Source organism: Streptacidiphilus neutrinimicus, from assembly GCF_000787815.1.
In the GTDB taxonomy this organism is placed as follows: domain Bacteria; phylum Actinomycetota; class Actinomycetes; order Streptomycetales; family Streptomycetaceae; genus Streptacidiphilus; species Streptacidiphilus neutrinimicus.
The window spans coordinates 30970-54887 of record NZ_BBPO01000005.1; the positions used below are offsets into that span (position 1 = coordinate 30970).

The following is a 23918-nucleotide window of genomic DNA, read 5'->3' on the forward strand; positions in this document are numbered from 1 at the left end:
GGAGCGGGAGGGAACCGGGCAGGCGAGGTTGCCGGCGTCGAGGCGGTTGCCGGGATCTGGAGACGTTGGAGCTGCTGGTCGCGGTCGCCGACACCGGGAGCATCGGGCGGGCCGCCGCGCAGCAGCAGATCACCCAGCCGGCGGCCAGCGCCCGTCTGCGCACGCTGGAGCGCAAGCTCGCGTTGCAACTGCTCGACCGGTCGCGGCGCGGCTCACGGCTGACACCCGCCGGGCTGGTCGTCACCGACTGGGCGCGCGGGGTGCTGGACCAGGCGCACGTGCTGGCCGAGGCGCTCGCCGCGCTCCAGGCGCAGCAGCGCGGGGAGCTGCGGCTCGCCGCCAGCCTGACTCTCGCCGAACAGCTGCTCCCCGGCTGGCTGGTGAGTCTGCGTCAGGTGAGCCCCGCGACGCACGTGGGGCTGCGGGTCACCAACAGCCACCAGGTGATCGAGGCGTTGCGCCACGGCGAGGCCGACCTCGGCTTCATCGAGGGACCCTTCGTCCCGCGCGACCTGCGCTCGCTCGCCGTCGGACGCGATCGGCTGGCCGTCGTCACCGCGCCGGACCACCCCTGGGCGCAGCGCGGCACCCCCGTCTCCGGCGTGGAACTCGCCGAGACGCCGCTGCTGCTGCGCGAGCCGGGGTCCGGCACGCGCGAGACGCTGGAGCGTGCGCTGCGCCCCTGGGTCGGGCCCTCGGTGCCCGCGCTGGAGCTCGGCGCGACCGGACCGCTGCGCAGCGCGGCCGCGCAGGGCGCCGCGCCCGCCGTGCTCTCGCTGCTCGCGGTCACCGACGACCTGGCGGTGGGCCGCCTGGTCGAGGTGCCGGTGGCGGAGGAGGTCGCGCTCACCCGCGTCCTGCGCGCCGTCTGGCGTGCCGACACCGAGCTGCCGCCCCCGGCCCGCCTCCTCCTCGACGTCGCCCGCCGGGCCGCCGGAGGCAAGCGGTAGCCGGCGGCGTCCCGGCGCGGGTCAGATCACGGCGGGGAACTGGTCGTGGCGGGCCCACAGTTCGAGCCACTCCTCGTCCGAGAGCTGCCGGCCGGAGGCGGCGATCTCGGCCAGCGACGCGAAGTAGGCCTCGCGCGGGGCGCCGGGGGCGAAGAGGATGAGCATCGAGGCCGGGGCGCCGGAGTCGTTGCTGAACGCGTGGATGCCGCCCGGCGGCACGTGGAGGAAGTCGCCGGAGGTGGCGTCGACCCACCTGTCGCCGTCGTAGAGCGAGACGGTGCCGTCCAGCACGAAGAACGACTCCGACATGGTCCGGTGGAAGTGCCCGCTCGGACCGCCCTTCGGCAGGGCCGCCATGTCCCAGCGGTAGAGCCCGAACTGACCGTCCGTCGAGGCGCCGGTGGCGAGGTGGTGGACCTGCGTCCGCTCGCCGATCAGCAGGTCAGGCCCCGCGTCGGCGGCGCGCAGCGTGGCGCTGACCTGGCCGGTCTCGTCGAGGTAGCGCGCGGGAGGGTACGACATGAGGGGCTCCTTCGGCGTCACGGTCGGTCGTTCACCGACAGTCTGGCTTCCGGCCGGAACCGGCCGGAAGATCCAATGCCGGCCGGTCGGCCTGGTCCACTCGGTCCGGTTCACTCGGCGGCTGCGACGCGGGACGGCGCTACGCCAGACCCGCGTGGCGGCGGGCGACCTCGGCCAGGACGGCCCAGTCGCGGTCGCCGTCGCCGTGGGCGACCGCGTCCAGGAGCGCGTCGCGCAGCACTCCGCCGAGGGGGAGCGGGACGTGGGCCTCCGCACCGGCCGTCAGCGCCAGGTTGACGTCCTTCAGCCCGAGCACGGCCCGGAACCCGGCGGGCTCGTAACGGCGTTCGGCGATCATCGCGCCGTAGCCGGAGTGGACCGGCCCCGGCAGGATGCTGTCCGTGATCACCCCGATCAGGTCCTCAGGTCGGCCGCCGACGGCGTCGACGAGGGCGGACGCCTCCGCCATGGCCCCGATCGCACAGACGATCAGGTAGTTGGCGGCGAGCTTGTGCGCGTTGGCGACGTACGGCTCGTCGCCCAGCCGCCAGGTTCTGCGGCCCAGGACCGAGAGCAGCGGGTCGGCCCGGTCCAGCAGGTCAGGCCGCCCGGCGGCGAGGATCGTGAGCTCGCCCGCCTCGGCGACCGGCGGCCGTCCCAGCACCGGAGCGGCGACGTAGCCCAGGCCGTGGTCGGCGTGGACCGCGGCCGCGCGCTTGGCGAGCTCGACGGAGATGGTGGCCATGTCGACGTGGACCAGGCCCGGCCGGGCCGCGGCCAGCAGGTCCGGTTCGAGCAGCGGCGCGACCGCGCGGTCGTCCGCGAGCATCGACACGACCACGTCCGCGTCGAAGGCCCCGCGCAGGTCCGGCGCGGCGTCGGCGCCCTGCGCGACCAGCTCGGCCACCGGGCCGGGCGAGCGGTTCCAGACGCGGACGCGATACCCCGCCCGCACCAGGTTCCCCGCCATGGCGCGCCCCATCGCGCCCAGCCCGACGAAGCCGACCGTGAGCTCCTGCGTCATTCCTGCGCTCCCGTCACCGTGGGTCCACGTCCGTCCGGGCGCGGACCTTCGTCACGCTAGCGGACGGACGCCCACGAGCCCCGTCGTGCGCCGGAGCGGCGCGTCTCAGCCGCGGCGGCCCGGCTTGCCGCGACGGGAGGCGGGCTTGGAGCCGCGGGCCGGGGGCTTCTGCTGGCGCTGCTGCTTCTGGGGCTGCTGCCCCTGCTTGCGTGCCGCGGGCTGCTGTCGCTTCGGCGCCTGGTTCGCGGCGGCCGTCGCCGTGCTGCCGCGCGAGCTGTTGACCGTGCGGCCGCGCACGATGCCGATCATCTCCTCGATCAGCTCCGAGTCGCGCTCGCGCAGCCACGCCAGGGCCACCTGCGACTGCGGCGCCTCGCCCTCGGGGACGGGGCGGTAGGTGAGGTCGCGCCGGTGGTGCAGCCGGGCGAGCGACTGCGGCACCAGCACCACGCCGACGCCGGCCGCGACCAGCTCCACCGCGTCCTTCGTCGTCCGCGGCCGCTCCTTCGCCGCCTCGCCGGGCGGCTGCTCCGGCCAACCGAGGACGTCGTCCTGCGGGTGCAGCACGAGCTCCTCGGCGAGCTCGGCGAGCGGCACCTCCGGCGCCTCGGCCAGGCGGTGGTCCTTAGGCATCACCACGACGGTGGTCTCGGTGTAGAGCGGGATCGCGTGCAGCTGGTCCTTGTCGACCGGAAGGCGCACCAGGCCCGCGTCCGCGTCGCCCGCCCGGAGCGCGGGCTCGCTCTCGCCTGCCTGGACCAGGACGAGGTCCAGCGGCGTCTCCGGAAGCCGCTCGCCCCAGACCCGGGCCCACTTGGACGGCGTCACACCGGGCACGTAGGCGAGACGGAAGGAGGAGGGAGCGGGCGTATCGGTCACGCGGCCACAGTACCGGTGTGCGCACGACCGGTGCGCGGCGTGGCGGTGCCCGTGGGAGCAGCTGTGACCAGGCGCGTCGCGCGCTCGCTACCCTTGAGCCATGACTTCGAGCAAGCCCAGGACGACCCAGACCATGAAGCCCGCCACGGCGGCGAAGAAGCTCGGCGTGTACCTCGGGGCCACCCCGGCCGAGTTCCAGGAGGGCGTCGTCTCCCGGGACGAGTTCAACGCCATGCAAGCGAACCCGCCGCAGTGGCTCGCCGACCTGCGCCGCAACGGCCCGCACCCGCGCCCGGTGGTCGCCGAGAAGCTGGGCGTCTCCGTCTCCGGCCTGGTGCGCAACGGCCTGAGCGAGCCGCTGACCACCGACGAGATCGAGGCCATCAAGGCCGAGAACCCGCGCTGGCTGCAGGTCGAGCGCGACACCCAGGCGGAGGTCCGCAAGGAGAAGGTGCGGATCAAGGAGAAGCACGCCGCCGACGCCGCGCGTCGCGCCGCCAAGGAGGCGTGATCCCGGGATGACCCAGCCCGCCGCTGCCGCACTGATCGTTCCGCCGCTTTTCAACGGCCCGCCCGGTTCGGCCAACGGCGGGTACTTCGCGGGCGCGCTCGCCGCGCTCCTGCCCGGGGCCCCTGCCTCCGCTGTGGTGACCCTGCGCAAGCCCCCGCCGCTCGGCGCCGCGATGCGTGCCGTCGTGACCGACCAGGGCGGCGTCACGCTGCACCACGAGGACGTCCTGGTCGGCGAGGGCGCGCCCGCCGACCTGGCCGGCCTCGGCACGCCGGAGCCGGTCTCCTTCGAGACGGCCAAGGCCGCCGAGCAGGCGTACCGGGGCCTGGCCCGGCATCCGTTCCCCGGGTGCTTCGTCTGCGGCACGGGGCGGGGCGACGCGCCGGGCCTGCACCTGTCCGCGGGCGCGGTGGCCGACGGTGACGGCCTGCATGCCTGCACCTGGACCCCCGACGCCGCGCTCGCCGTCGCCGACCCTGACGCGGCGTCGAACGGCTCCGACGGGTCCTCCCCGCACGTGCGACGGGAGTTCGTCTGGGCGGCCCTGGACTGCCCCGGCGCGTGGACGATCGACCTGGAGACCCGCGACGTCGTCCTCGGCCGGATCACCGCACGCGTGCTCGGGGCGCCCACGGTGGGGGAGCCGTGCGTCGTCACGGCCCGTCTGATCGCTCAGGACGGCCGGAAGCACACCACCTGCACCGCCCTCTACGGCCGTGACGGCCGGTTGCTGGGTGAGGCCGAGGCCCTCTGGATCGAGCTGCCTCCCCGCGCCTGACCTCCTCGCGCCTGACCTCCCCGCGGCCGACCTCCCCGCGCCCGACTTCCCTGCGACCGACCTCTCCCGCCACCGAGACCGGCGGAGCCGAAACCGATGTCGGCGATCCGGCGGGCCCGGCCCCCGTGCGGGCCCACCGGTGCCGCTGCTCGGCGGCGCCGCCGCCTCGACGGCGCAGCGGAGGGCGGTGATCCGCAACCGCCCGACTCCGATCCTGCGGCACCGGCACGCGCTGGTCCAGCCCTGTCGGTCAGGTGGCGGTTTTCTGGGACGGCAGGGCTCTGAGCTGCTGAGACGTCGTCCCATGCGGACAGTCGGCCGGGACTCTGAGTCGGCGTGTACAGTTCATTTCGGCGGCCGGACAACACGCCTCCAGCCGCATCTTCAGGGCGCGTGAGACGCCTGTTCGACCAGGGGTGGGTAGTTGTGGCTCGTTGGAAGGCCCTGCCGGAGGGACTCGATCCCGCAGTGGTCCGGTTCGTCGCCGAGTTGCGCCGGTTGAAGGACGAGACCGGCCTGAGCGTGGTTCAGGTCGCCGAGCGCACCGGATACAGCGAGGCGTCCTGGCAGCGCTACTTCGGCGCCCGGTCGCTGGCGCCGCGTGAGGCGGTGGACAGGCTGGTGGAGTTGGCCGGGGCCGGGGCCGCCACCGTCTCGGCGCTTCAGGACGCCGCACAGGAGGCGTGGAAGTCCGTCGGATCCGCGGTCGGGCCGGAGGAGTCTGCGGAGGAGACCGACTCCGACGTGCAGGACCCGGAGCAGGGACCGGAACCGGGCTCCGCGCCGGTGGCGGAGCCGGTGGGCGAGCCGACGCTGACGCGAGAACCGGTGCGACGCCGGGTTCCTGACACGCGGACGGTGCTGACGTCCGTGTTCTCCGCCCTGCTGGGAGCCGCCGTGACGCTGGCGATCACCCAGCCGTGGAGCACCGCGACCGCCTCGGCCGCTCCGGCGGCCGCCGCCGTCAAGCCGCCCGCGAAGTCCCCGGTGGCGTACCACTGCACGTACGAGCAGTCCGGCGGGAAGTGGTTCGCGGGCAACAGCGCGACCGGCAGCGATCTGGTGATGGACGGTCAGGCCGGTCCCGAGGTCGCCGAGGTCCAGTGCCTGCTGCAGCATGCCGGCATCTCGCCCGGGGGCGTCGACGGCGCGTTCGGCCCGATGACCCTGCACGCCGTCATCCAGGAGCAGTTGGCCCACCACATCGACGTCGACGGCCAGGTGGGTCCGCAGACCTGGGCGGCTCTGCGCGGATGAGCGGGACGCCGGCCGCGTGCGCCGTCCTGGCCGCGGAACTGCAGCGCCTGCGGACCCGCCACGACCTGAGCCTGGCGGCGCTGGCCGAGCGCACCCCGTTCAGCCAGTCCTCCTGGGGCCGCTACCTCGGCGGCAAGGCGCTGCCGCCGTGGCAGGCCGTCCAGCACCTGTGCGCGCTGGTGGACGAACCCGAGGAGCGCTTCCGGGCGCTGTGGACCGTCGCCGAGTCCGCTCCGTCCCGGAGCCCTGACATGCCCGCCGACCCGGACACCCTCCGCCCGGCGCTGCGGCGCGGCGCGGTCCACCGTGCCGCCATCGGGGTCGGCCTCTGGCCCGTCGTGCTGGCCGGCCCGTTCGCGCGATGCCTCGCCGGGGACTCCTGGAGTTCGGCGGTCGACGCGCTCGCCTTCGTGGCCCTGGCCGCGATCGCCTACTTCGGGCTGGGCGTCCCCGTCCCCGCCACGGTGCCGCGCTGGGAGCGCTGGTGTGTCGGGGCCGTCGGGGCCGCGGTCGTCGCCGACGTGGTCGCGCGCGCTCCGCGCCTGCGCGACGACCTCTCGCTCGCCGACGCCGTCGTCCCCGCGCTGGCCCTGGCACTGGCGGTGGTGGCGGCGGCCGACCGGCTCGACGGGCCGGGGGCGCGCAGCAGCCCGCTCAACTGGCCTCTGGGCGAAGGAGACTGGCAGATCGTCGAGGGCGACGGCCGCCTGCTGAACCACCACTGGAGCGTCCCGGCCCAGCGCGGGGCACTCGACATCGTGGGCCGCTCACGCGGCGGCCGCTCCAGCCGCCCGCTGTTCCCCCGTCGTCTCAGCGACTACCCGATCTACCGCGTCCCCGTGCTCGCCCCGGCCGCGGGCACCGTCGTCAGCGCCCGCGACGGCGCGCCCGACCACCCCACCGCCGGGACTCACCCCGCGGGCAATCACGTGGTCATCGACACCGGCCGGGAGCGCATCCTGCTCGCCCACCTGGCACCGGGTTCGGTCAGGCCGGCGCGGGGCGAGCGTGTCCGCGCGGGGCAGCCGGTCGGCCTGGTCGGCTCCTCGGGCAACTCCACCGAGCCGCACCTCCACGTCCACGCCGTCCGCGACGGCGAACCGCTGGCGCTCGTCTTCCACGACGCCCCCGGCGGCCACCGCCGGGGCGTGCGGGCGCGCGTCCGCCGTCGTCCGGCCGACGGAGCCCGGGGGGCTTGACCCTCGGGCGACGCGAGACGGCACAGTCGGAGCCGTGGACGGTGCCGCGAACAGGAGAGACCTGCTGCCGATCGAGCAGTTCTCACAGGCCGTCGGCCGGCGACCGGGCCTAGTCCGTCAGGGCGGACTCGGCTGCCCTGACTGCGGCGGCGCGGGTGGCGGGGGCGAGTCCGACGCGGGTGCGGCGGTCGAGGAGGTCGGAGGCGTCGAGGGCGCCCTCGTGGCGGACGGCGTAGCGGAGTTCGGCCGCCGTGGTCTGCGTGCCCGGGGCGATAGGGCGCAGCAGCTCCGGGTCGCCGCCCGCCTCGGCGAGGACGTCGACGGCCTCGGTGCCGTAGCGCTGGACCAGCCGGAGCGGCGCCTTGACGTGGGCGAGGGTCGCGCGGTCGGCGGCGCCGACGAGGGGGAGGGAGCGGGTGCGGCAGGGGCCCGCGCTGCGCCCGTTGGCGGTGAGGACGGCGTCGAGGGCGTCCTCGGCCATGCGGCGGTAGGTGGTGAGCTTGCCGCCGACGACGGTGACCAGGCCGTCGGGCGCGGTGAGCACCGCGTGCTTGCGGGAGACGTCGGCGGTGCGCCCGGAGCCGGTGTCCAGCAGCGGGCGCAGGCCCGCGAACGCGCCGATCATGTCCTCGCGCGAGAGCGGCGCGCGCAGCGCGGTGTTGAGGGTGCGCAGCAGGAAGTCGACCTCCGCGTCGGTCGGCTGGGGCTCGTCCGGGATCGGGCCGGGGGCGTCCTCGTCGGTGAGGCCGACGTAGACGCGGTCGTCGGGCGCCGGGAGGGCGAAGACGAAGCGGTTGGTCTCACCGGGGATCGGGATGGTCAGCCCGGCCGTCAGCCCGCCGAAGGACTCCTGACGGAACACCAGATGCGTGCCCCGGCTGGGACGCAGCGTGATGCCGGTGGTGACCTCGCCCGCCCAGACCCCCGCGGCGTTCACCACCATGGCGGCCCGCAGCGGGAAGCTCTCGCCCGTCAGCTCGTCCGTGAGCGTCGCGCCGTCGCCGGTGGCCTCGCTGACGGAGCATCGGGTGAGCACCTGCGCGCCGTGCGCCGCGGCGGTGCGGGCCAGCGACGTCACCAGGCGGGCGTCGTCGGTGAGTTGGCCGTCCCAAAAGACCAGGCCGCCGCGCAGTCCGGCCGCGTCGACGGTCGGCGCGTAGCGCAGCACTTCCGCAGGGGAGAGGCGGCGCGAGCGCGGCAGCGTGCCCGAGGAGGTGCGCGCGGCGATCCGCAGCGCGTCGCCGGCGAGGAAGCCGACGCGCACCAGGGACGCGCCGGAGGCGCCCGTCCCCGGCAGCAGCGGGACGACCTGCGGCAGGGCGCGGACCAGGTGAGGGGCGGTCCGCTCCATCAGCACACCGCGCTCGACCGCGCTCTCGTGGGCGATCCCGACCGCGCCGGAGGCGAGGTAGCGCAGGCCGCCGTGCACCAGCTTGGAGCTCCAGCGGCTGGTGCCGAAGCCGAGGTCGTGCTTCTCGGCGAGCACCACGGACAGGCCGCGCGAGGCCGCGTCCAGGGCGACGCCCGCGCCGGTGACGCCGCCGCCGATCACCAGCACGTCCACGGCCGGTTCCGGCCGGCCCACGGCCTCGCGCAGCGTGGCGAGTTCGCGCGCCCGGCGGGCGGCGTTCAGGGAGGCGGAGTAGCTGTGCTGCACGTTCACGCGGGTGTCCTGTCTGCCGGGCCGGGTCGGGGAGGCCGCTGGGTGAGGGTCAGGGGGCGAGATAACGGTCGAGCATGCGCGCCAGCTCGGCGTCGAGCCGGTCCATCTCCGGGCCCGTGCCGTCGGCGGACCCCGCCAGGACCGGCCCGGTCAGGGTGAAGGACCAGGTGGTGAGCAGCACCGAGCGGGCCAGCAGCTCGGGATCCTCCGGGCGCACCGAGCCGTCGGCGACACCCGCGGCCAGCGCGAGCTCCAGCAGGGCCAGCTGGTGGTCGGTGTTGGTGCCACGCCGCTTGAGCAGGTAGGGGGTGAGGAACTCCGGGTCCGTCGCGATGATCGTCCGCAGCAGCTCGTGCGTGCGGATGCCGCGCGCGAGCGTCACCACGCCCTCGACGATGCGGGCGCGGGTGACCTCCCCCCGGGCGCCGGGCGGGAAGGCCTCCTCGGCGAGCTCGGTCCAGGCGCGGATGGTGAGCGTGGCCAGCACCTCGCGTACCGAGCCCCAGCGGCGGTAGAGCGTGGCGCGGGAGACGCCCGCCTGGCGGGCCAGGTCGGCCATGGTCATCCGCTGCGGGCCGATGCTGAGCAGCAGGCGGTAGGCCGCGTCGAGGATCTGCTCCTCGGGAATGGCGTTCGCGGCCCTCAGCTCGCCCGTGCTGTTGATTCGCTGCGACATCACATGTAGAAGTGTATCAGCGGGCGCAGAGCCCGCCACGGTGAAGCCACAGCGAAGCGACCGAGGAAGCCGATGACCGAGCCCGCGTCCGAGAACGACCTGCCCGTTGTGGCGTTCCACCCCTTCCGCTGGGGCGACCCCGCGCGCGCGACGCACCTGCCCGCCGCGGCCAAGGAGACGCTCGCCGCGTTCGGCGTCAAGCAGCCCGCGCCCGCCCTGGAGCCGGACGAGATCACCCTCCCGGACGTCGCCCTCGACGCCGCCGTGCTGGCCGAGTTCGCCGCCGTCGTGGGCGAGGAGCGGGTCAGCTCCGCGCACGAGGCCCGGCTCGCGCACACCCGCGGCTGGTCCACCCCGGACCTGCTGAGGCTCCGCTCGGGCGACGCCTCCGACGCGCCCGACGCGGTCCTGTACCCGGGCTCGCACGACGAGGTGGTGGCGCTGCTCCAGCTGTGCTCCCGTCTGGGCGTCGCCGTCGTGCCGTACTCCGGCGGCACCTCCGTCGTCGGGGGTCTGGCTCCCGCCCGCGAGGGCTTCGCGGGCGTCGTCGCGCTCGACCTGAGCCGGCTCAACGCGGTCGTGGCGATCGATGCGGTCTCGCGCACCGCCACGCTCCAGGCGGGCATGCGCGGCCCCGCCGTCGAGGCCGCGCTCGGCGCCGAGGGCTTCACCCTCGGCCACTTCCCGCAGTCCTACGAGGGCGCGAGCATCGGCGGCTACGCGGCCGCCCGGTCCGCCGGTCAGTCCTCGGCCGGGTACGGGCGCTTCGACGAGATGGTCGTCGGCCTCACCCTGGCCACCCCGCGCGGCACCGTCGTCCTCGGCACCGCGCCCAAGTCGGCGGCCGGGCCGGACCTGCGGCAGCTGGTGCTGGGCTCCGAGGGCACCCTCGGCGTGATCACCTCGGTGACGGTCCGGGTGCGCCCCAGGCCCGAGGTCCGGGTCTACGAGTCCTGGCGCTTCCCTGACTTCGAGACCGGCGCCGCCGCGCTGCGCCGTCTGGTCCAGGACGGCCCGGAGCCGACTGTGCTGCGGCTGTCCGACGAGGCCGAGACCGGCATCAACCTGGCCGACCCGTCCGCCATGTTCGGCGGCGGCCCCGGCGGATGCCTCGCCGTCACGGGCTACGAGGGCACCGCCGCCGACGTCGAGGCGCGCCGCGCCGGCGCCACCGCCGTGCTGCGGGAGGCGGGCGGCGAGCCGCTCGGCCCCGAGGGCGGCGAGGCCTGGCGCCACGGCCGCTACCGCGCCCCCTACCTGCGCGACCCGCTGCTCGACGAGGGCGTGCTGATCGAGACGCTGGAGACGGTCACCTTCTGGTCCAACCTGCACGCGCTGCGCGCCGCTGTCACCACGGCCCTCACCGACGCGCTCACCGCGCAGGGAACGCCGCCGCTGGTGCTGTGCCACATCTCGCACCTGTACGAGACCGGCGCCTCGCTCTACTTCACCGTCGCCTGCGCGCAGACCGGGGACCCGGTCGCCCAGTGGGAGCTCGCCAAGTCGGCCGCCAACGCGGCGATCCGCGCGAGCGGGGCGGCGATCAGCCACCATCACGGCGTCGGCACCGACCACGCGGCCACCTACGCCGACGAGATCGGGCCGCTGGCCGTCGACGTGCTGCGCGCGGTCAAGCGCGCGCTGGACCCGGCCGGGGTGCTCAACCCCGGCGTGCTCATCGAGAACCTCCCGCTGCGTGCCGACGCGGCGGTGACCGAGTGACGGCCGCCAGGGCCTTCACCGCCGTCGTCAACCCCATCTCCGGGGGCGGCCACGGCTTCGAGCAGTGGCAGCCGGTCAGCGACCTGCTGCGGGCCGGCGGGTCCACCGTCCTCACCGTCCCGACGCAGAGCCGGGAGCACGCGATCTCCGTGGCCCGGCAGGCCGCCGAGCGCGGCGACGTCGTGGTGGCGGTCGGCGGCGACGGCATGGTGCGCGACGTGGCGGACGGCGTGGTGCGCGCCGACGGCACGATGGGCATGGTCCCGGCCGGTCGCGGCAACGACCTCGCCTGGCGGCTCGGCCTGCCGACCGACCCGGCCGGGCTGGCGCGGCTGCTGCTCAAGGGCGAGCCGCGGGCGTTCGACGTGCTGGACGTCAACGGCGTCATCGCGCCCGGAAACGTCTACATCGGCATCGACTCGCTGGCCACGCAGATCATCAACGCCAACCGGCGGCTGCCCGCGCTGCTGGTCTACCGGCTCGCCCCCGTCCGGGCGATCCTGCGCTGGCGGCCGGCCGGCTACCGCCTCGACCTCGACGGCGAGCGCACCGAGGTCCGCGCGCACACCGTGGTCGTCGCCAACTCCGGCGCGTACGGGCACGGCCTGCGGATCGTCCCGCCGGCCGAGCCGGACGACGGGAAGCTGGACGTGATGGTGGTGGGCGACGGACCGCGCCGCCAGGTGGTGAGCTTCATGGGCCAGGCCAAGAAGGGCACGCACATCGAGCGTCCCGAGGTCATGCTGATGACCGGCACCTCGATCACCGTCGACGCGGACCGGCCGGTGCCGGTCTGCGCGGACGGGGACGAGGTCACCACGCTCCCCGCCCGGATCACCCTGCTGCCGGGAGCGCTGAAGCTGCTGGCGTGATCGTCCCGATCACGTGAACAGCCCTCCGTCCTGGGAGAGACCACCATGGACGGAGGGCTGGTCGCCTGCGCGAGACCGGGCCGAAATCCCGGCCCGATCGGCTGAACCGGCTTGGGATCAGTAGCCGTTGGTGCCGTAGGCGATGTTCTCGAAGGCGCCGTAGGTGGCGTTAGCGTAGCGGACCGCGGCGACGATGTTGTCGACCGGGTTCCAGATGTCGGTGTGACCCGGCAGCGCGTAGGTGTCGAAGGTCGGCACGATGGTCTGCATCAGGCCCTCGGACGGGGTGCCCGCGAGGGCGTTGGAGTCCCAGTTGTTCACGGCGAGCGGGTTGCCGGAGGACTCGGTCATGGCGCGGGCCTCGATGGCGGCGGCCGGCGGGACGTGGTCGCCGTGGGCGGCCAGGATCGACTGGGCCTGCGCGACCCAGCCGCTCAGGTCGTTGCCGTACGTGGGGGTCGCGGCGTTCGCGGTGGCGACGGAGCCGAGAACGGCCCCACCGGCGATGGCGCCGGCGACGGCGAGACGGGTGGCCAGACGAGCCTTGCGGTTCATGTCACTCCAGGGACAGGGAACGGCAGCAACGGCGTGGGAGGCCGTGTTCTCGTGCCGATCGATTGAGGCGCAGACGTGTTCGACCGTGCGTTGCGGCTGCACAACCGCGAGGAGCGCGATCTGTCTGCGTGGCGGTGTCTTCCCGCCGTTGGGGCATCCGGCCCCGGTCCGCGGCCGGGAGGGGCTGCGGGAATCGTCCCTGGCGAGTGGCTCGCCGCGGTTCGACCTCAAACACGGAAACACGGCGCGGATCGGACGGGCAAGGAAATCGGACCCGAAAGTGGCCGAGAGCACAGTTTGATGAACAAAACGGACCAAAGGAGCAGGTCAAGCGTGACCGGCGGCACAGGACGTGCCGTCCGACCACGGACGGCACGCCCTCTCCGGCACGCTCAGGCGCTGGTCAGCACGACGAGCTGCCGGGTCGCGCGGGTCATCGCCACGTAGCGGTCGACGGCCCCCTCGACGCCCTCGCCGAACGCGTCCGGGTCGACGAGCACGACCAGATCGAACTCCAGCCCCTTGGACAGCTCCGGGGTGAGCGACCGCACCCGCTCGGTCTCCCGGAAGCCCGGATCGCCGATGACGCACGCCACGCCCTCGTCGTGCTCCGCGAGCCAGGCGTCGAGGATCGCGTCCCGCTCGGCGGCGGACCCGTGTACGACCGGGAGGCCGCTGCTGCGGATCGAGACCGGCACGTTCGCGTCCGGCAGCGCGGCCCGGACCACCGGCTCCGCCTCGGCCATGACCTCCTCCGGCGTACGGTAGTTGACGCTCAGTGAGGCCACCTCGATCCGGTCCAGGCCGACCCTTTCGAGCCGCTCCCGCCAGGACTCGGTGAACCCGTGACGGGCCTGGGCGCGGTCGCCGACGACGGTGAGACTGCGGGACGGGCAGCGCTGGAGCAGCATCTGCCACTCGGCGTCGGTCAGCTCCTGCGCCTCGTCGACGACGATGTGCGCGAACGGGCCGGCCAGCCGGTCCGGGGCGGCGGTGGGCAGCGCGCCGCCGTCGATCAGGCTGTCCTGCAGATCGCGGCCGTGCAGCATGGTCACCGCGCCCTCGCCGTCGTCGTCGGCGGCGAGCACGTCCTTGATGACGTCGGACATCCGCGCGCGCTCGGCCGCCACGGCCGCGTCGTGGCGGCGCTTGCGGCGCTCGGCCTCCGGGTCGCCGAGCCGGCGCCGGGCGGCGTCCAGCAGGGGCAGGTCGGACACGGTCCAGGCCTGGGCGTCCTCGCGCTGGAGGAGCCGGACCTCGTCGCGGCCGAGCCAGGGCGCGCAGTGCCGCAGATAGGCGGGCACCGTCCACAGGTCGCCGACCAGGTCGGTCGGCTCCAGCAGCGGCCAGGCGCGGTGGAGCGCGGTGACCAGCTCCTCGTCCAGCTGCAGCGAGCGGCGGAACAGCTCGGGGGTGATGTCGCCGTCCTCGTCCAGGCCGAGCCGGTCCATCAGGATCGCGACCAGCTCCTCCCAGATCTGCTCGCGGGCCTCGTTGTGGGGGGTGCCGGGGCTCGGCGCGGCGAAGGCGTCCGCCCAGTCGTCGGCGGTCAGCCGGACGTCGGCCCACTCGGTGGAGACGGTCATGCCCTTGGTCGGCGGCTCCTCGTAGATGCCGACGGCCTTGTCGACCGCCTCGACCATGCCGGCGGAGGACTTCAGGCGGGCCACCTCGGCGTCGGCCTCGGGCCGGGCGGCGGCCCCCTCGGCGACCAGGTCGCGCACGGTGCAGGTCTGCACGCCCTCCTCGCCCAGGCTCGGGAGCACGTCCGAGACGTAGTTGAGGTAGGGCTGGTGCGGACCCACGAACAGCACGCCGCCGCGACGGTGGCCGAGCCGCGGGTCGGAGTAGAGCAGGTAGGCGGAGCGGTGCAGGGCGACGACGGTCTTGCCGGTGCCCGGACCGCCGTCGACGACGAGCGCGCCGCGCGAGCCCGCCCGGATGATCGCGTCCTGGTCCGCCTGGATCGTGGCGAGCACGTCGCGCATCTTCGGCGAGCGGGTGCCGCCGAGGCTGGCGATGAAGGCGGACTGGTCGTCGAGCGCGGCGCGCCCCTCCAGGCCCTCGGCGGTGAACACCTCGTCCCAGTAGTCGGTGATCCGCCCCCGGGTCCAGCGGTAGCGGCGGCGGCTGGCCAGGCCCATCGGATTGGCGTGGGTTGCGGCGAAGAACGGCTCGGCGGCCGGGGAGCGCCAGTCGAGCAGCAGGCGGCGGCCGTCTCCGTCGGTGAGACCGAGCCGCCCGATGTAGACCGGCTCGGCGTCCTCGGCGCTGACGATGTGTCCGAGGCACAGGTCGAGCCCGAAGCGGCGCAGCGCGCGCAGGCGGCCGGTGAGCCGGTGGACCTCGGCGTCCCGGTCCATGGCCGCCCGGCCGGCGCCGCCGGGGGCCCTCAGGGCGTCGTCGAGACGGTCGGACACGTCGGCGACCGCCAGCTCGAGGCTCTGCGCGACGGCCGCGAAGTGCTTCTCGTCGGCGCCGATCAGGGCCGGGTCGGCCTTGGGGGAGAGGCGGTCGGAGAGAGCGAAAGCGCTGGTGCTGAGGGGTTCCATGTCTCCCGTTTCGGCAGGGTTTCTGGCCTGGGCCGTCGATTGTGCGGCACCACCAGGGCCTTTCCGCAAGGCCCCCCATGCGCTATAGGTTGTAAGTGGCGGGGAGTGGGCGTTGAGACCACTCCTCTTTTTCATGCCTCGGCTTTCGCGCCTCCGCGCGTTTCACGCCTCCACCCGCTGGAGCAGTTGCTCGCGGGTGATCGGGGCGTGGGCCGTCGAGGGGACGGTACAGGCGTGCGCCCCCGCGACGGCACCGTGGTGTGCTGCGCGCAGGGCCGGCTCGCCGGAAAGCCAGGCGTGCAGGAAGCCCGCGGCGAAGGCGTCGCCCGCCCCGTTGGAGTCGACGACAGGGGCCGGCGGGGCGGTCGGCGGGATGTGGTGCAGCGCGCCGTCCACGAGCAGGTGGGCGCCCTCCGCGCCGGCGGTGGCGACCACGACGGAGGCGCGGCCCCGCTCCGCGATGCGGCGCAGCACGGCCTCCGGGTCGGCAAGCCGGATGGCGGAGAGGAACACGATGTCGCTCGTGTAGGCGAAGGGCTCGTGGTACGGGTTGACGCCGTCCCAGTCGTGGAGGTCCGTCGAGAGCGTGACCCCGCACTCCCGCAGCACGGGCAGCGCCGACGCGCACGGATGGGTGATGCAGACGTGCGCGTGACGGCTCGCGGCGGCCAGCTCGCGGACGAGGGACTCCGGCAGGCGGTCGTCCGGCGCGGAGCGCGTGTCGTCGTAGAGCGAGAGCCGACGACCGAGCGGGTCGACGAGGTTCACCGCCCGCTTGGTGCCCGCGGGTTGGGGGATCGCGGTGAGCGGTATGCCGCGTTCCGCGTGCAGGGCCCGGACCAGGCCTCCTTCGACGTCGTCCCCCAGCAGGTCGAGGTGGTGCACGCGTCGTCCCAGGGCATGCAGCCCGAGGGCGACGAAGTCGCCGGTCTGTCCGGCCCTGGTCTGTATTCCGGGTCGGATCATGTAGCTGTCGGCGAAGGGCAGGGGGAGCTCGGGGACGTGGACGACCGTGTCCACCCCGGCCCCGCCGAGCACCAGCACGTCGGTCTCCGTGCTCATCGCACCCTCCTCAACTGCGCTTTTGCGCCCGAGTGGCGCGAGTGAGGGAGAGTCAAACAGCCGCGAGAGGAGCCTGCAAGGGCTTTCTTGATCTTGCGCAAGCTGCGAGTCCCCTCGTCCCGGAGGGGTCCCTCCCTGCAACCCCGTAGTACCAGGGAGCTACGCCGCAGGTGCGTCCCCCGGCGGGACGCCGACCACAGGCCCCGATTCCTAGCTTCGGTACCGGAACACCGCGCCAGCCAGGGCGTGGAACGACCCGGTAACCAGAAGGAGTTGGGTCATGACCTCCCGCCCGAACGTGGTCCGGCGGCTCCGCCGAGGGCTGCTCGCGGCCGTCGTCGCCGCGTCCGTCGCCGTGCCGCTGGCCGGCGCGGCCCGGCCGACGGCCGTACCGGCCCCCGCGCCCGCCGCGCTGGGACCGCTCACGGCAGGCGGTGGAGCGGCCGAGCTGACGCAGCGATACACCGCCAACCGCGCCGACATCGTGGCCGCCCGGCGACTGGCCACGCGGTACGGCGACCGGCAGCGCGCCACCGAGCTGGCCGAACTCTCGCAGCCGGAACGGCGGTTCCTCTCCTTCGACGGCCGCGACGGCGGCCGCACCGTCGAGGTCTTCGGCGACCTCGCCACCGCCCGCACCGTCGCCGTCTTCGTCCCCGGCTCGGACACCAACCTCGGCACCTACGACCGCTTCGCCGCCGGCGCGCAGGCGCTGGAGCGACAGCTCGGCGGCGACGCGGCACACGCGGCCGTCGTCGCCTGGCTCGGCTACGCCACGCCCGACACCGTCAGCCCCTCCGTGCTGACGGACGGCCGCGCCGACCAGGCCGCGCCGCAACTGCAGGACTTCGTCGGCCGGTTGGAGGCCTTCCGGCCACAGGCGCGGACCTCGGTGATCTGCCACTCCTACGGCTCCACCCTCTGCGCCCGTGCGGCGAGCGGCCTCGACGTCGCCGACATCGTCCTGTTCGGCAGCCCCGGCGTCGGCAGCGACCTCCCGAACGTCTCCGGCCTGCACACCAAGGCCACCGTCTGGGCCGGACGCGCGAGCGGCGACTGGATCGCAAACGTCCCGCACGTCCGCGTCCCGGCCCTGTTCACCACGCTCGGTCTCGGCACCGACCCGGTCACGCCGGGCTTCGGCGCCCACCTCTTCGCCGCCGGCGCCGGCGGCCACAGCGACTACCTGAGGCCCGGCTCCGTGCCGCTGCGCAGCATCGCCGCGATCGTCTCCGGCGCCGCGGACCGCGCGACCTCCCACTGCTGCGACCTCCCACCGACAAGCCGCTTCTAAGGAGAATCCCGTGCGCCCCACCACCTCCCTGCGCCGGCTCGCGGCGCGCATCGACGCCGCGACACCACCGGAGCGCGACCGCGCCGTCGACGCCCTGCGCGCCTTCGCCATCCTCGGCGTGGTGCTCGGCCACTGGCTCGTCACCGCCGTCGTCGTCGACAGCGGCAGCGTCCACGTCGTCAGCCCGCTCCAGCACCTGCCGGCGTTCACGCCGGTCTCCTGGGTCTTCCAGACCCTCGCCGTCTTCTTCCTCGTCGGCGGCCAGGTGGCGACCAAGAGCTACGTCTCCGCCAAGGCCCGCGGCACGAGCTACCCCGCATGGCTGCGGGCCCGCCTGACGCGCCTGTTCCGGCCCGTCCTCGCGGTGCTCGCGGTGTGGACCGTCACCGCGTCCGCGCTGCTGCTCGCCGGGGTCGACTTCGGGACGGTCGAGGCGCTGGTCAAGCTGGTCCTGTCGCCGATGTGGTTCCTGCTGGTCTTCGCCGCGCTGACGGCCGCGACCCCGCTGGTCCGCCGACTGCACCCGCTGTGGCCGCTCGCGGTCGTGCTGCACGTCGACCTGATCCGCTTCGCCTTCGGCGGCCCCTCCTGGCTCGGCTGGCTCAACCTGCCCGCGGGCTGGCTCGTCCCCTACTGCCTCGGCGCGGTGTGGGCCCGCGAGGGCCTGCGCGGCAGGATGACCGGCTGGGTCCTGCTGGTCGGCGGCGTGGCCGCCACCGCCCTGCTGATCACCCAGGCCGGCTACCCCGCCTCCATGGTCGGCGTCCCCGGCGGCAGGATCTCCAACCTGAACCCGCCGACGCTCGCCGCGGTCACCTTCGGCCTCGCCCAGTGCGGCCTCGCCCTGCTCCTGCTGGGCCCGCTGCGCCGCGTGCTCGCCAGGCCGGCGGCGTGGGCGGCGGTGGCACTGGTCAACCTGTCCGCGATGACGATCTTCCTCTGGCACCAGACCTCGATGATCGTGGTCACCGCGCTCGGCCTGCTGGCCGGCCACCCGCTGCTCGGCCTCCACACCACGCCGGACACCGTCTCCTGGATCCTCGCCCGCCTCGCCTGGCTCCCCGTCTTCGCCACCGCCCTCACCCTCTGCTGGCTGGCCTTCCGCCACCACGAGCAGGGCCGCCGCCGCTCCCACGGCCCCACCCTCCACGTCGCCTCCTCCGCCGGCGCAGAACGCCTCCAACCGGTCCGCTAGTCGCACTCTCCTCAGGGGGCGCGGGGAACGGCGCGAGCAGCCGACGACGTGCGGATGGCCCTGCTCGTTCGGGGACTCACCGCACAGGGTGGCCTGCCGCGCCCACGGGGCGGAGCCGCAGATCAGCAGAGCCCCGCGCCGCTGGGAAGTGCAACTGAGTCCGCGCGCAGAAGTCCTCGCGCCCCTCAAACCCATAGGGTGGTCCCGATGAGCGACGACGGGGGTCCGAGCGTGAGGCGTCCAGGCGCGGTGTTGCGCGCTGCCGCGCGCAGTGTGCGGGAGGACCTGGTCGGTGGCGCTCTGCGCGAGCAGCCGCGGACGAGGCGGGTGTCCCGGTGGCTGCTAGTGCCGCTGACGGCGGTCGCCTTCGGGCTGTTCTTCCTCAACGTCAACCAGTACGCGTTCTCCTACGGCCTCGGCGTACCCCTGGGGGGAGTCTTCGCGGGGGTCCAGTCCATCGCGCTGGTGGGGGCGCTGTGGCGCCCCCTGCGGGCCTGGTGGGCCTCGATCCTGGCGATGCTCCTGGGAGCATGGACGGCCACCGCGCTCGCGCCGGGGCGCGGGATCGTGTTCGCGTTCACCGACCCGGGTCGGTTCGTGCAGGCGGGGTGGACGCCGGCGACGATCTCCCTGCACGCCGCCGTGCTGTTCCTGCTCGCGCTGCAGGTCCGGGCCAGGGTCGCGATCGAGGCGTTCGGGCTGAGCCTGTTCGCGGGGTTCCTCGCCGAGCTGTACAAGCCGCAGCAGCAGGTGTCCGCGATCGGCTTCGCGGTGATCCTCTTCGCCACCGTCACGCTGCTCGGCGTCTCTGTGCGGGCCGGCCGCGAGGCGCGGTCGAAGCTGGTGGAGCAGGAGGAGTTGACGGCGGAGGAGCGGGCCCGCCGCACCCTGCTGGAGGAGCGCAACCGGATCGCCCGCGAACTGCACGACGTGGTCGCGCACCACATGTCGGTGATCTCCATCCAGGCGCAGGTCGCGCCGCACCTCGTGGAGAACCCGCCCGAGGAGCTCGTCGAGAACCTCGCGGAGATCCGCGCCAACGCGGTCGAGGCGCTCACCGAACTGCGCCGCGTGCTCGGCGTGCTGCGCTCGGAGGAGCCCGTGGCCGACGGGACCTCGGACGCGCCGCAGCCGACCCTGGACCGCCTCGGGGAGCTGCTGGAGAACGTGCGCGCGACGGGGCTGAAGGTCGAGCTCGTCACCGCGGGCGAGCAGCGGACGCTGCCGCCGGGCGTGGAGCTCTCCGGCTACCGCGTCGTGCAGGAGGCGCTGAGCAACGCCATGCGGCACGCGCCCGGCGCGGCCGTGCACGTGCAACTGGACTACCGGGCCGCGGGGCTGGGCGTCCGCGTCACCAACTCCGCGCCCGCGCGGCCGCCCGCGCCCTCGCCCGGCGCCGGGCACGGGCTGCTCGGCATGCGGGAGCGCACCGCGATGCTCGGCGGCGAACTGGCCGCTGGGCCGACCCCGGACGGCGGCTTCGAGGTGTTCGCCGTCCTGCCCACCGACGTGCCCGCCGTGGAGGACCGCGCATGACCATCAAGGTGATGATCGCCGACGACCAGATGATGGTCCGCCAGGGCTTCACGGTGCTGCTCAACCTGGAGCCGGACATCGAGGTCGTCGGCCAGGCGGTCGACGGGCTCGACGCGTTGGAGAAGGTCGCCGAACTGCGCCCGGACGTGGTGCTGATGGACGTCCGGATGCCGCGCCTCGGCGGCATCGAGGCGACCCGCCGCATCACCGGCCCGGCGGAGAGCACCGTCAAGGTGCTGGTGCTGACCACCTTCGACCTCGACGAGTACGTCTACGAGGCGCTGCGCGCGGGAGCCAGCGGGTTCCTGCTCAAGGACGCCTCGGCGGCCGAACTCGCCCAGGCGGTCCGGGTGGTGGCGGCGGGCGAGGCGCTGCTTGCGCCGACGGTGACCAAGCGGCTGATCGCCGAGTTCACCCGCCTCCCCGGCGCGCCGCGCACGCCGCTGAAGGAGCGGGTGGGCGACCTGACCGAGCGTGAGACCGAGGTGCTCTCGCTGATCGCGCACGGCCTGTCCAACGCGGAGATCGCCGCCAAGCTCGTCGTCGCGGAGCAGACGGTGAAGACCCATGTCAGCCGGATCCTGGTCAAGCTCGGCCTGCGCGACCGCACCCAGGCCGCCGTCTTCGCCTACGAGACGGGCCTGGTGCGGCCGGCCGGCTACTGACGCGCGCCGTTCACGTCCGTTTCAACGCGCGCGGCCCGGCGCTCAGTTCGATCCGCAGGCCGTCGGCGTCGACGCGGACCGAGGTGGCGCGCAGGCCCAGCGGGTAGGCATGCTGCGCTCCTTGGCCCATGCCCTTGGTCAAGCCCGCGAGGCGCGCGGGGGCCAGGGCCTGGCCGAGGATCTGCGCCGAGACAGCCGCGATCTGGACCCGCCCGTCGACCACGCTCGGGCGCAGTGTCAGCTGGGCCGCGCCGCCGAACCCCAGGGCGACGGTGACGGTGCCGGCCTGCGGGTCGGCGGTCGCCCCGTCGACCGCGACCGAGGGCGCGGCGGCCTGCACGGCGTCCGCGACCGCCGACAGCGGGACGGTCACCTCAGCGGTCGCACCGCCGACGGTCGTCGCCCGGCCGCCGAACCGGACATCTTCCAGGCGGACCTGGACGTCCACCGGCCCGAGGCGTCCCAACGTGGCGTCGTCACTGGACAGGTCGAGCTGCGGGATCTGCTGCCGGGCCAGGTCCCACAAGGCCGAACCCCCGGCGCTGACGGTCAGATCGGCGCCCAGGCCCGGCGCGGCCGCCGCGATCCGGTCCCGGAGCAGGCGCCCCGCCGCCCACTCGCCCGTTCCGGCGGCCGTCAGCCCGGTGACGGCGAGGACGGCCACGACGGCGACGAAGCGTCGGCCGCGGGGGAGCCGGCGGCCCAGGACGCCGGAAGGTCGGGGTGTCACTGGCCGTCCCCCTCCGGGTCGAGGTGCGGCAGCAGCCGGTCCAGCCAGCCGGGCAGCCACCAGTTGGCACGCCCGAACAGGTACATCGTCGCCGGGACGAGCACCAGCCGGACCACGGTCGCGTCGATGACCACGCTGACGCCCAGTCCCAGGGCCAGCATCTTCACCACGACGTTGACCGAGAGCAGGAAGGCGAGGAAGACGCTGGTCATAATGAGCGCCGCACAGGTGATCACGCGCGCCGTGGCGGCGAGGCCGGTGGCGACCGCGCGGTGGTTGTCGCCGTGCCGCAGCCACGTCTCGCGGATCCGCGAGAGCAGGAAGACCTCGTAGTCCATGGAGAGGCCGAAGACGATGGCGAACATCATCATCGGCACGTAGGACTCGACGGGCACCTTCTCCGTCACCCCGAACAGCGAGCCGCCCCAGCCCCATTGGAACACCGCGACGACCACACCCCAGGCCGCGCCGATGGACAGCAGGTTCAGCAGCGCCGCCTTGACGGCGACGAGCAGGCTGCGGAAGACGGTGAGCAGCAGCAGGAAGGCCGCTCCGACCACCACTCCGACGATCAGCGGCAGCTTCGCGACGAGCTGGTCGGTGAAGGCTAGGCCGGACGCGGTCACGCCGGTCACGTAGCCGGTCGCGCCGCCCCCGCCGTCCAACGCGTGGGGGAGGGCGGTGTTCTGGAGCGTGTGGAACAGGTCGGTGGTGGCCCGGTCCTGGGGGCCGGTCGTCGGGGTGACGGTGCTGATCAGCAGGACGTGGTCGGTGCTCGCCACAGGAGGCGTCACCGAGGCGACGCCGGGCACGGCGGCCAGGTCGCTGTGCAGCGTCGTCGCGAGCCGCTGCCGCGCGGACGCGTCGGCGACCTCGTCGCCGTCGAGCTGCACCACGACGGTCAGCGGGCCGTTGGCCCCGACCCCGAAGCCCCGCGCGATCAGGTCGTAGGCGCGCCGGTCCGTCCGCGAGGCGGGCTGGGCGCCCGCGTCGACATGGCCGAGGTGCATCGACGCGACCGGCGCGGCGAGCACGGCGAGCAGCGCCACGCCGCCGGCCAGGAAGAGCGACGGCCGCCGCCCCACGCGGGCGGCCCAGCGGTGCCAGACGTCGCCGTCGCCGGTCGGCTCGGCGACGGGCCGGCGCACGTGGAGCCGGTCGATCCGCCGGCCGAGCAGGCCCAGCAGCGCCGGGGTGAAGGTCAGCGACGCGCAGGCCGCGACCACCACGGTGATCCCGGCTGCCGCGCCGAGCGCGCCGATGAAGCCGATCCCGGACGCGTACAGGCCGCCCAGCGCCATCGCCACCGTCGCCGCCGCGACGAGCACGGCGCGCCCGCTGGTGGCCACCGTCCGCCCCACCGCCTCGGCCGGGTCCAGCTCCTCCTCGGCCCGCAGCAGCGCCCGGAACCGGGTGGCCAGGAAGAGCGCGTAGTCGATGCCGACGCCCAGCCCCATCATCGCCGCGAGCGTCGGAGCCGCCTGCGCGAAGCTCGCGTGCGCGGCGATCAGCCCGAGGCCGCTCAGCCCGACGCCGAGGCCGAGGACCGCCGTGAGCAGCGGCAGCCCGGTCGCGGCGACGCTGCCGAAGCCGATCAGCAGCACCAGCAGCGCCACGCCGATCCCGATCGCCTCCGAGACGGCGTCGGCCGACTTGGGCTCGGCCAGCTGACCGAGCGGATCGCCGTACTCGACGGTGACCCCGTCCGCGCGCAGCGGCCGCACCGCCGCGTCGACCCCGTTCAGGTAGGAGCGCTCGAAGCCGGCCGGGTTGCTGGAGAAGCGCACGGTCACGGTCCCGATCGCGCCGCCCTTCGCGACGGCGCCGGGGGTGGTCAGCGGATCGGTGACGGAGAGCACATCGGGGAGGCGGCGCAGGGCGCCGACGGCGGTCCCGATCGCTGCCTGGTGGCCGGCCAGCGTGCCGTGCCCGGCGTCGAGCACGAGGGGCGAGGAGACGCCCGAGGAGCTGGCGTCGCCGTGGGCCTTGAGCAGGTCGGTGCCGGTCTGCGCGGCCGTGCCCGGCAGCGAGAAGCTGTCCGCGTAGGTGCCGCCCCAGCGGTGGTTCGCGACGCCGAGCCCGACGATGAGGACCAGCCACGCGGCGACGACGCGCCAGGCGTGGCGGGCGCACCAGCGCCCGGTCCGGTGCAGCAGTCCGGGCTCAGCGCCCGCTTCGGTGATCATGGGCCCCACTGTGGCGTGGCGCGGTGAGCGCTGTGTTGGCGGAATGTTCGGGGAGTGTACGGGCGGGCGCGCGGACCGGGTGGGGCCGGG

The 23918-nt window shown here is 74.5% G+C and carries 21 protein-coding genes and 1 pseudogene; 11 read left to right on the forward strand and 11 right to left on the reverse strand.

Annotated elements, in window-relative coordinates:
- Window positions 1-950 (forward strand): LysR substrate-binding domain-containing protein (locus TR48_RS05495; RefSeq protein ID WP_369405557.1); only part of this gene is annotated, 950 nt, incomplete at its 5' end.
- A 21-nt stretch (window positions 951-971) separates the two neighbouring features.
- Here the strand turns inward: TR48_RS05495 and TR48_RS05500 are convergent.
- The 4 genes and pseudogenes from TR48_RS05500 to TR48_RS05510 form a co-directional block, all read right to left on the reverse strand.
- The gene (locus TR48_RS05500) at window positions 972-1472 is read right to left on the reverse strand and encodes a cupin domain-containing protein (protein ID WP_042364749.1); all 501 of its coding nucleotides are present in this window, start codon (window positions 1470-1472) and stop codon (window positions 972-974) included.
- 139 nt (window positions 1473-1611) lie between these two features.
- A complete protein-coding gene (locus TR48_RS46965) occupies window positions 1612-2049 on the reverse strand; it encodes an NAD-binding protein (protein WP_268873560.1) in 438 nt (145 codons plus the stop codon).
- A pseudogene (locus TR48_RS46970) lies at window positions 2035-2502 on the reverse strand (NAD(P)-dependent oxidoreductase); the annotation flags it as partial. The gene TR48_RS46965 and the pseudogene TR48_RS46970, both read right to left, overlap by 15 nt.
- A 99-nt stretch (window positions 2503-2601) precedes the next feature.
- Window positions 2602-3375, reverse strand: a complete 774-nt coding sequence (locus TR48_RS05510) for a LysR substrate-binding domain-containing protein (protein ID WP_042364751.1) — start codon at window positions 3373-3375, stop codon at window positions 2602-2604.
- 100 nt (window positions 3376-3475) lie between these two features.
- On the opposite strand from TR48_RS05510, the gene TR48_RS05515 reads away from it, so the two are divergent.
- From TR48_RS05515 to TR48_RS38610, 4 genes are all read left to right on the forward strand, one after another.
- Window positions 3476-3886 (forward strand): DUF5997 family protein, encoded by a 411-nt coding sequence (locus TR48_RS05515; RefSeq protein ID WP_042364752.1) that lies wholly within the window; start codon window positions 3476-3478, stop codon window positions 3884-3886.
- 7 nt (window positions 3887-3893) lie between these two features.
- The gene (locus TR48_RS05520; RefSeq protein ID WP_042364753.1) at window positions 3894-4664 is read left to right on the forward strand and encodes a hypothetical protein; all 771 of its coding nucleotides are present in this window, start codon (window positions 3894-3896) and stop codon (window positions 4662-4664) included.
- A gap of 426 nt (window positions 4665-5090) precedes the next feature.
- Entirely contained in the window at window positions 5091-5921 is an 831-nt protein-coding gene (locus tag TR48_RS05525) for a peptidoglycan-binding protein (RefSeq protein ID WP_161789777.1), read from the forward strand.
- Window positions 5918-7120 (forward strand): peptidoglycan DD-metalloendopeptidase family protein, encoded by a 1203-nt coding sequence (locus TR48_RS38610; RefSeq protein ID WP_052442420.1) that lies wholly within the window; start codon window positions 5918-5920, stop codon window positions 7118-7120. The genes TR48_RS05525 and TR48_RS38610 overlap by 4 nt, the downstream gene beginning before the upstream one ends.
- A gap of 109 nt (window positions 7121-7229) precedes the next feature.
- Here TR48_RS38610 and TR48_RS05535 read toward each other — a convergent pair whose 3' ends face one another.
- Together TR48_RS05535 and TR48_RS05540 are read right to left on the reverse strand one after the other, a co-directional pair.
- A complete protein-coding gene (locus TR48_RS05535) occupies window positions 7230-8783 on the reverse strand; it encodes a glycerol-3-phosphate dehydrogenase/oxidase (RefSeq protein ID WP_042364754.1) in 1554 nt (517 codons plus the stop codon).
- Window positions 8784-8832: 49 nt separating this feature from the next.
- Entirely contained in the window at window positions 8833-9459 is a 627-nt protein-coding gene (locus TR48_RS05540) for a TetR/AcrR family transcriptional regulator (protein WP_152627811.1), read from the reverse strand.
- 72 nt (window positions 9460-9531) lie between these two features.
- Here TR48_RS05540 and TR48_RS05545 point away from each other — a divergent pair, with 72 nt between their 5' ends.
- Both TR48_RS05545 and TR48_RS05550 read left to right on the forward strand, forming a co-directional pair.
- The gene (locus tag TR48_RS05545; protein ID WP_042364756.1) at window positions 9532-11181 is read left to right on the forward strand and encodes an FAD-binding oxidoreductase; all 1650 of its coding nucleotides are present in this window, start codon (window positions 9532-9534) and stop codon (window positions 11179-11181) included.
- The gene (locus TR48_RS05550) at window positions 11178-12053 is read left to right on the forward strand and encodes a diacylglycerol/lipid kinase family protein (RefSeq protein ID WP_042364757.1); all 876 of its coding nucleotides are present in this window, start codon (window positions 11178-11180) and stop codon (window positions 12051-12053) included. The genes TR48_RS05545 and TR48_RS05550 overlap by 4 nt, the downstream gene beginning before the upstream one ends.
- Before the next feature lie 117 nt (window positions 12054-12170).
- Here the strand turns inward: TR48_RS05550 and TR48_RS05555 are convergent, their stop codons facing one another.
- The 3 genes from TR48_RS05555 to TR48_RS05565 all read right to left on the reverse strand — a co-directional run bounded on the left by TR48_RS05555 (window position 12171) and on the right by TR48_RS05565 (window position 16222).
- On the reverse strand, window positions 12171-12608 hold the full coding sequence (locus TR48_RS05555; protein ID WP_042364758.1) for a lytic transglycosylase domain-containing protein: 438 nt from the start codon (window positions 12606-12608) through the stop codon (window positions 12171-12173).
- Between the two features lie 392 nt (window positions 12609-13000).
- A complete protein-coding gene (helR, locus tag TR48_RS05560; protein WP_042364759.1) occupies window positions 13001-15160 on the reverse strand; it encodes an RNA polymerase recycling motor ATPase HelR in 2160 nt (719 codons plus the stop codon).
- Between the two features lie 162 nt (window positions 15161-15322).
- Window positions 15323-16222, reverse strand: a complete 900-nt coding sequence (locus tag TR48_RS05565; RefSeq protein WP_042364760.1) for a PfkB family carbohydrate kinase — start codon at window positions 16220-16222, stop codon at window positions 15323-15325.
- A gap of 280 nt (window positions 16223-16502) precedes the next feature.
- On the opposite strand from TR48_RS05565, the gene TR48_RS05570 reads away from it, so the two are divergent.
- From TR48_RS05570 to TR48_RS05585, 4 genes are all read left to right on the forward strand, one after another.
- Entirely contained in the window at window positions 16503-17516 is a 1014-nt protein-coding gene (locus TR48_RS05570) for an alpha/beta hydrolase (RefSeq protein WP_042364761.1), read from the forward strand.
- 10 nt (window positions 17517-17526) lie between these two features.
- On the forward strand, window positions 17527-18711 hold the full coding sequence (locus TR48_RS05575) for an acyltransferase family protein (protein ID WP_042364762.1): 1185 nt from the start codon (window positions 17527-17529) through the stop codon (window positions 18709-18711).
- A gap of 207 nt (window positions 18712-18918) precedes the next feature.
- Window positions 18919-20247, forward strand: a complete 1329-nt coding sequence (locus TR48_RS05580) for a sensor histidine kinase (RefSeq protein WP_084728856.1) — start codon at window positions 18919-18921, stop codon at window positions 20245-20247.
- Window positions 20244-20912 carry a response regulator gene (locus tag TR48_RS05585; protein WP_042364763.1) on the forward strand — a complete coding sequence of 223 codons (669 nt, stop codon included), beginning with the start codon at window positions 20244-20246 and terminating at the stop codon, window positions 20910-20912. The genes TR48_RS05580 and TR48_RS05585 overlap by 4 nt, the downstream gene beginning before the upstream one ends.
- Before the next feature lie 10 nt (window positions 20913-20922).
- On the opposite strand, the gene TR48_RS05590 is transcribed toward TR48_RS05585, so the two are convergent.
- Together TR48_RS05590 and TR48_RS05595 are read right to left on the reverse strand one after the other, a co-directional pair.
- Window positions 20923-21642 carry an LmeA family phospholipid-binding protein gene (locus TR48_RS05590; RefSeq protein ID WP_042364764.1) on the reverse strand — a complete coding sequence of 240 codons (720 nt, stop codon included), beginning with the start codon at window positions 21640-21642 and terminating at the stop codon, window positions 20923-20925.
- Window positions 21639-23828 carry an MMPL family transporter gene (locus TR48_RS05595; RefSeq protein ID WP_042364765.1) on the reverse strand — a complete coding sequence of 730 codons (2190 nt, stop codon included), beginning with the start codon at window positions 23826-23828 and terminating at the stop codon, window positions 21639-21641. Before TR48_RS05595 ends, TR48_RS05590 begins: the two co-directional genes overlap by 4 nt.
- Window positions 23829-23918 lie beyond the last annotated feature (90 nt).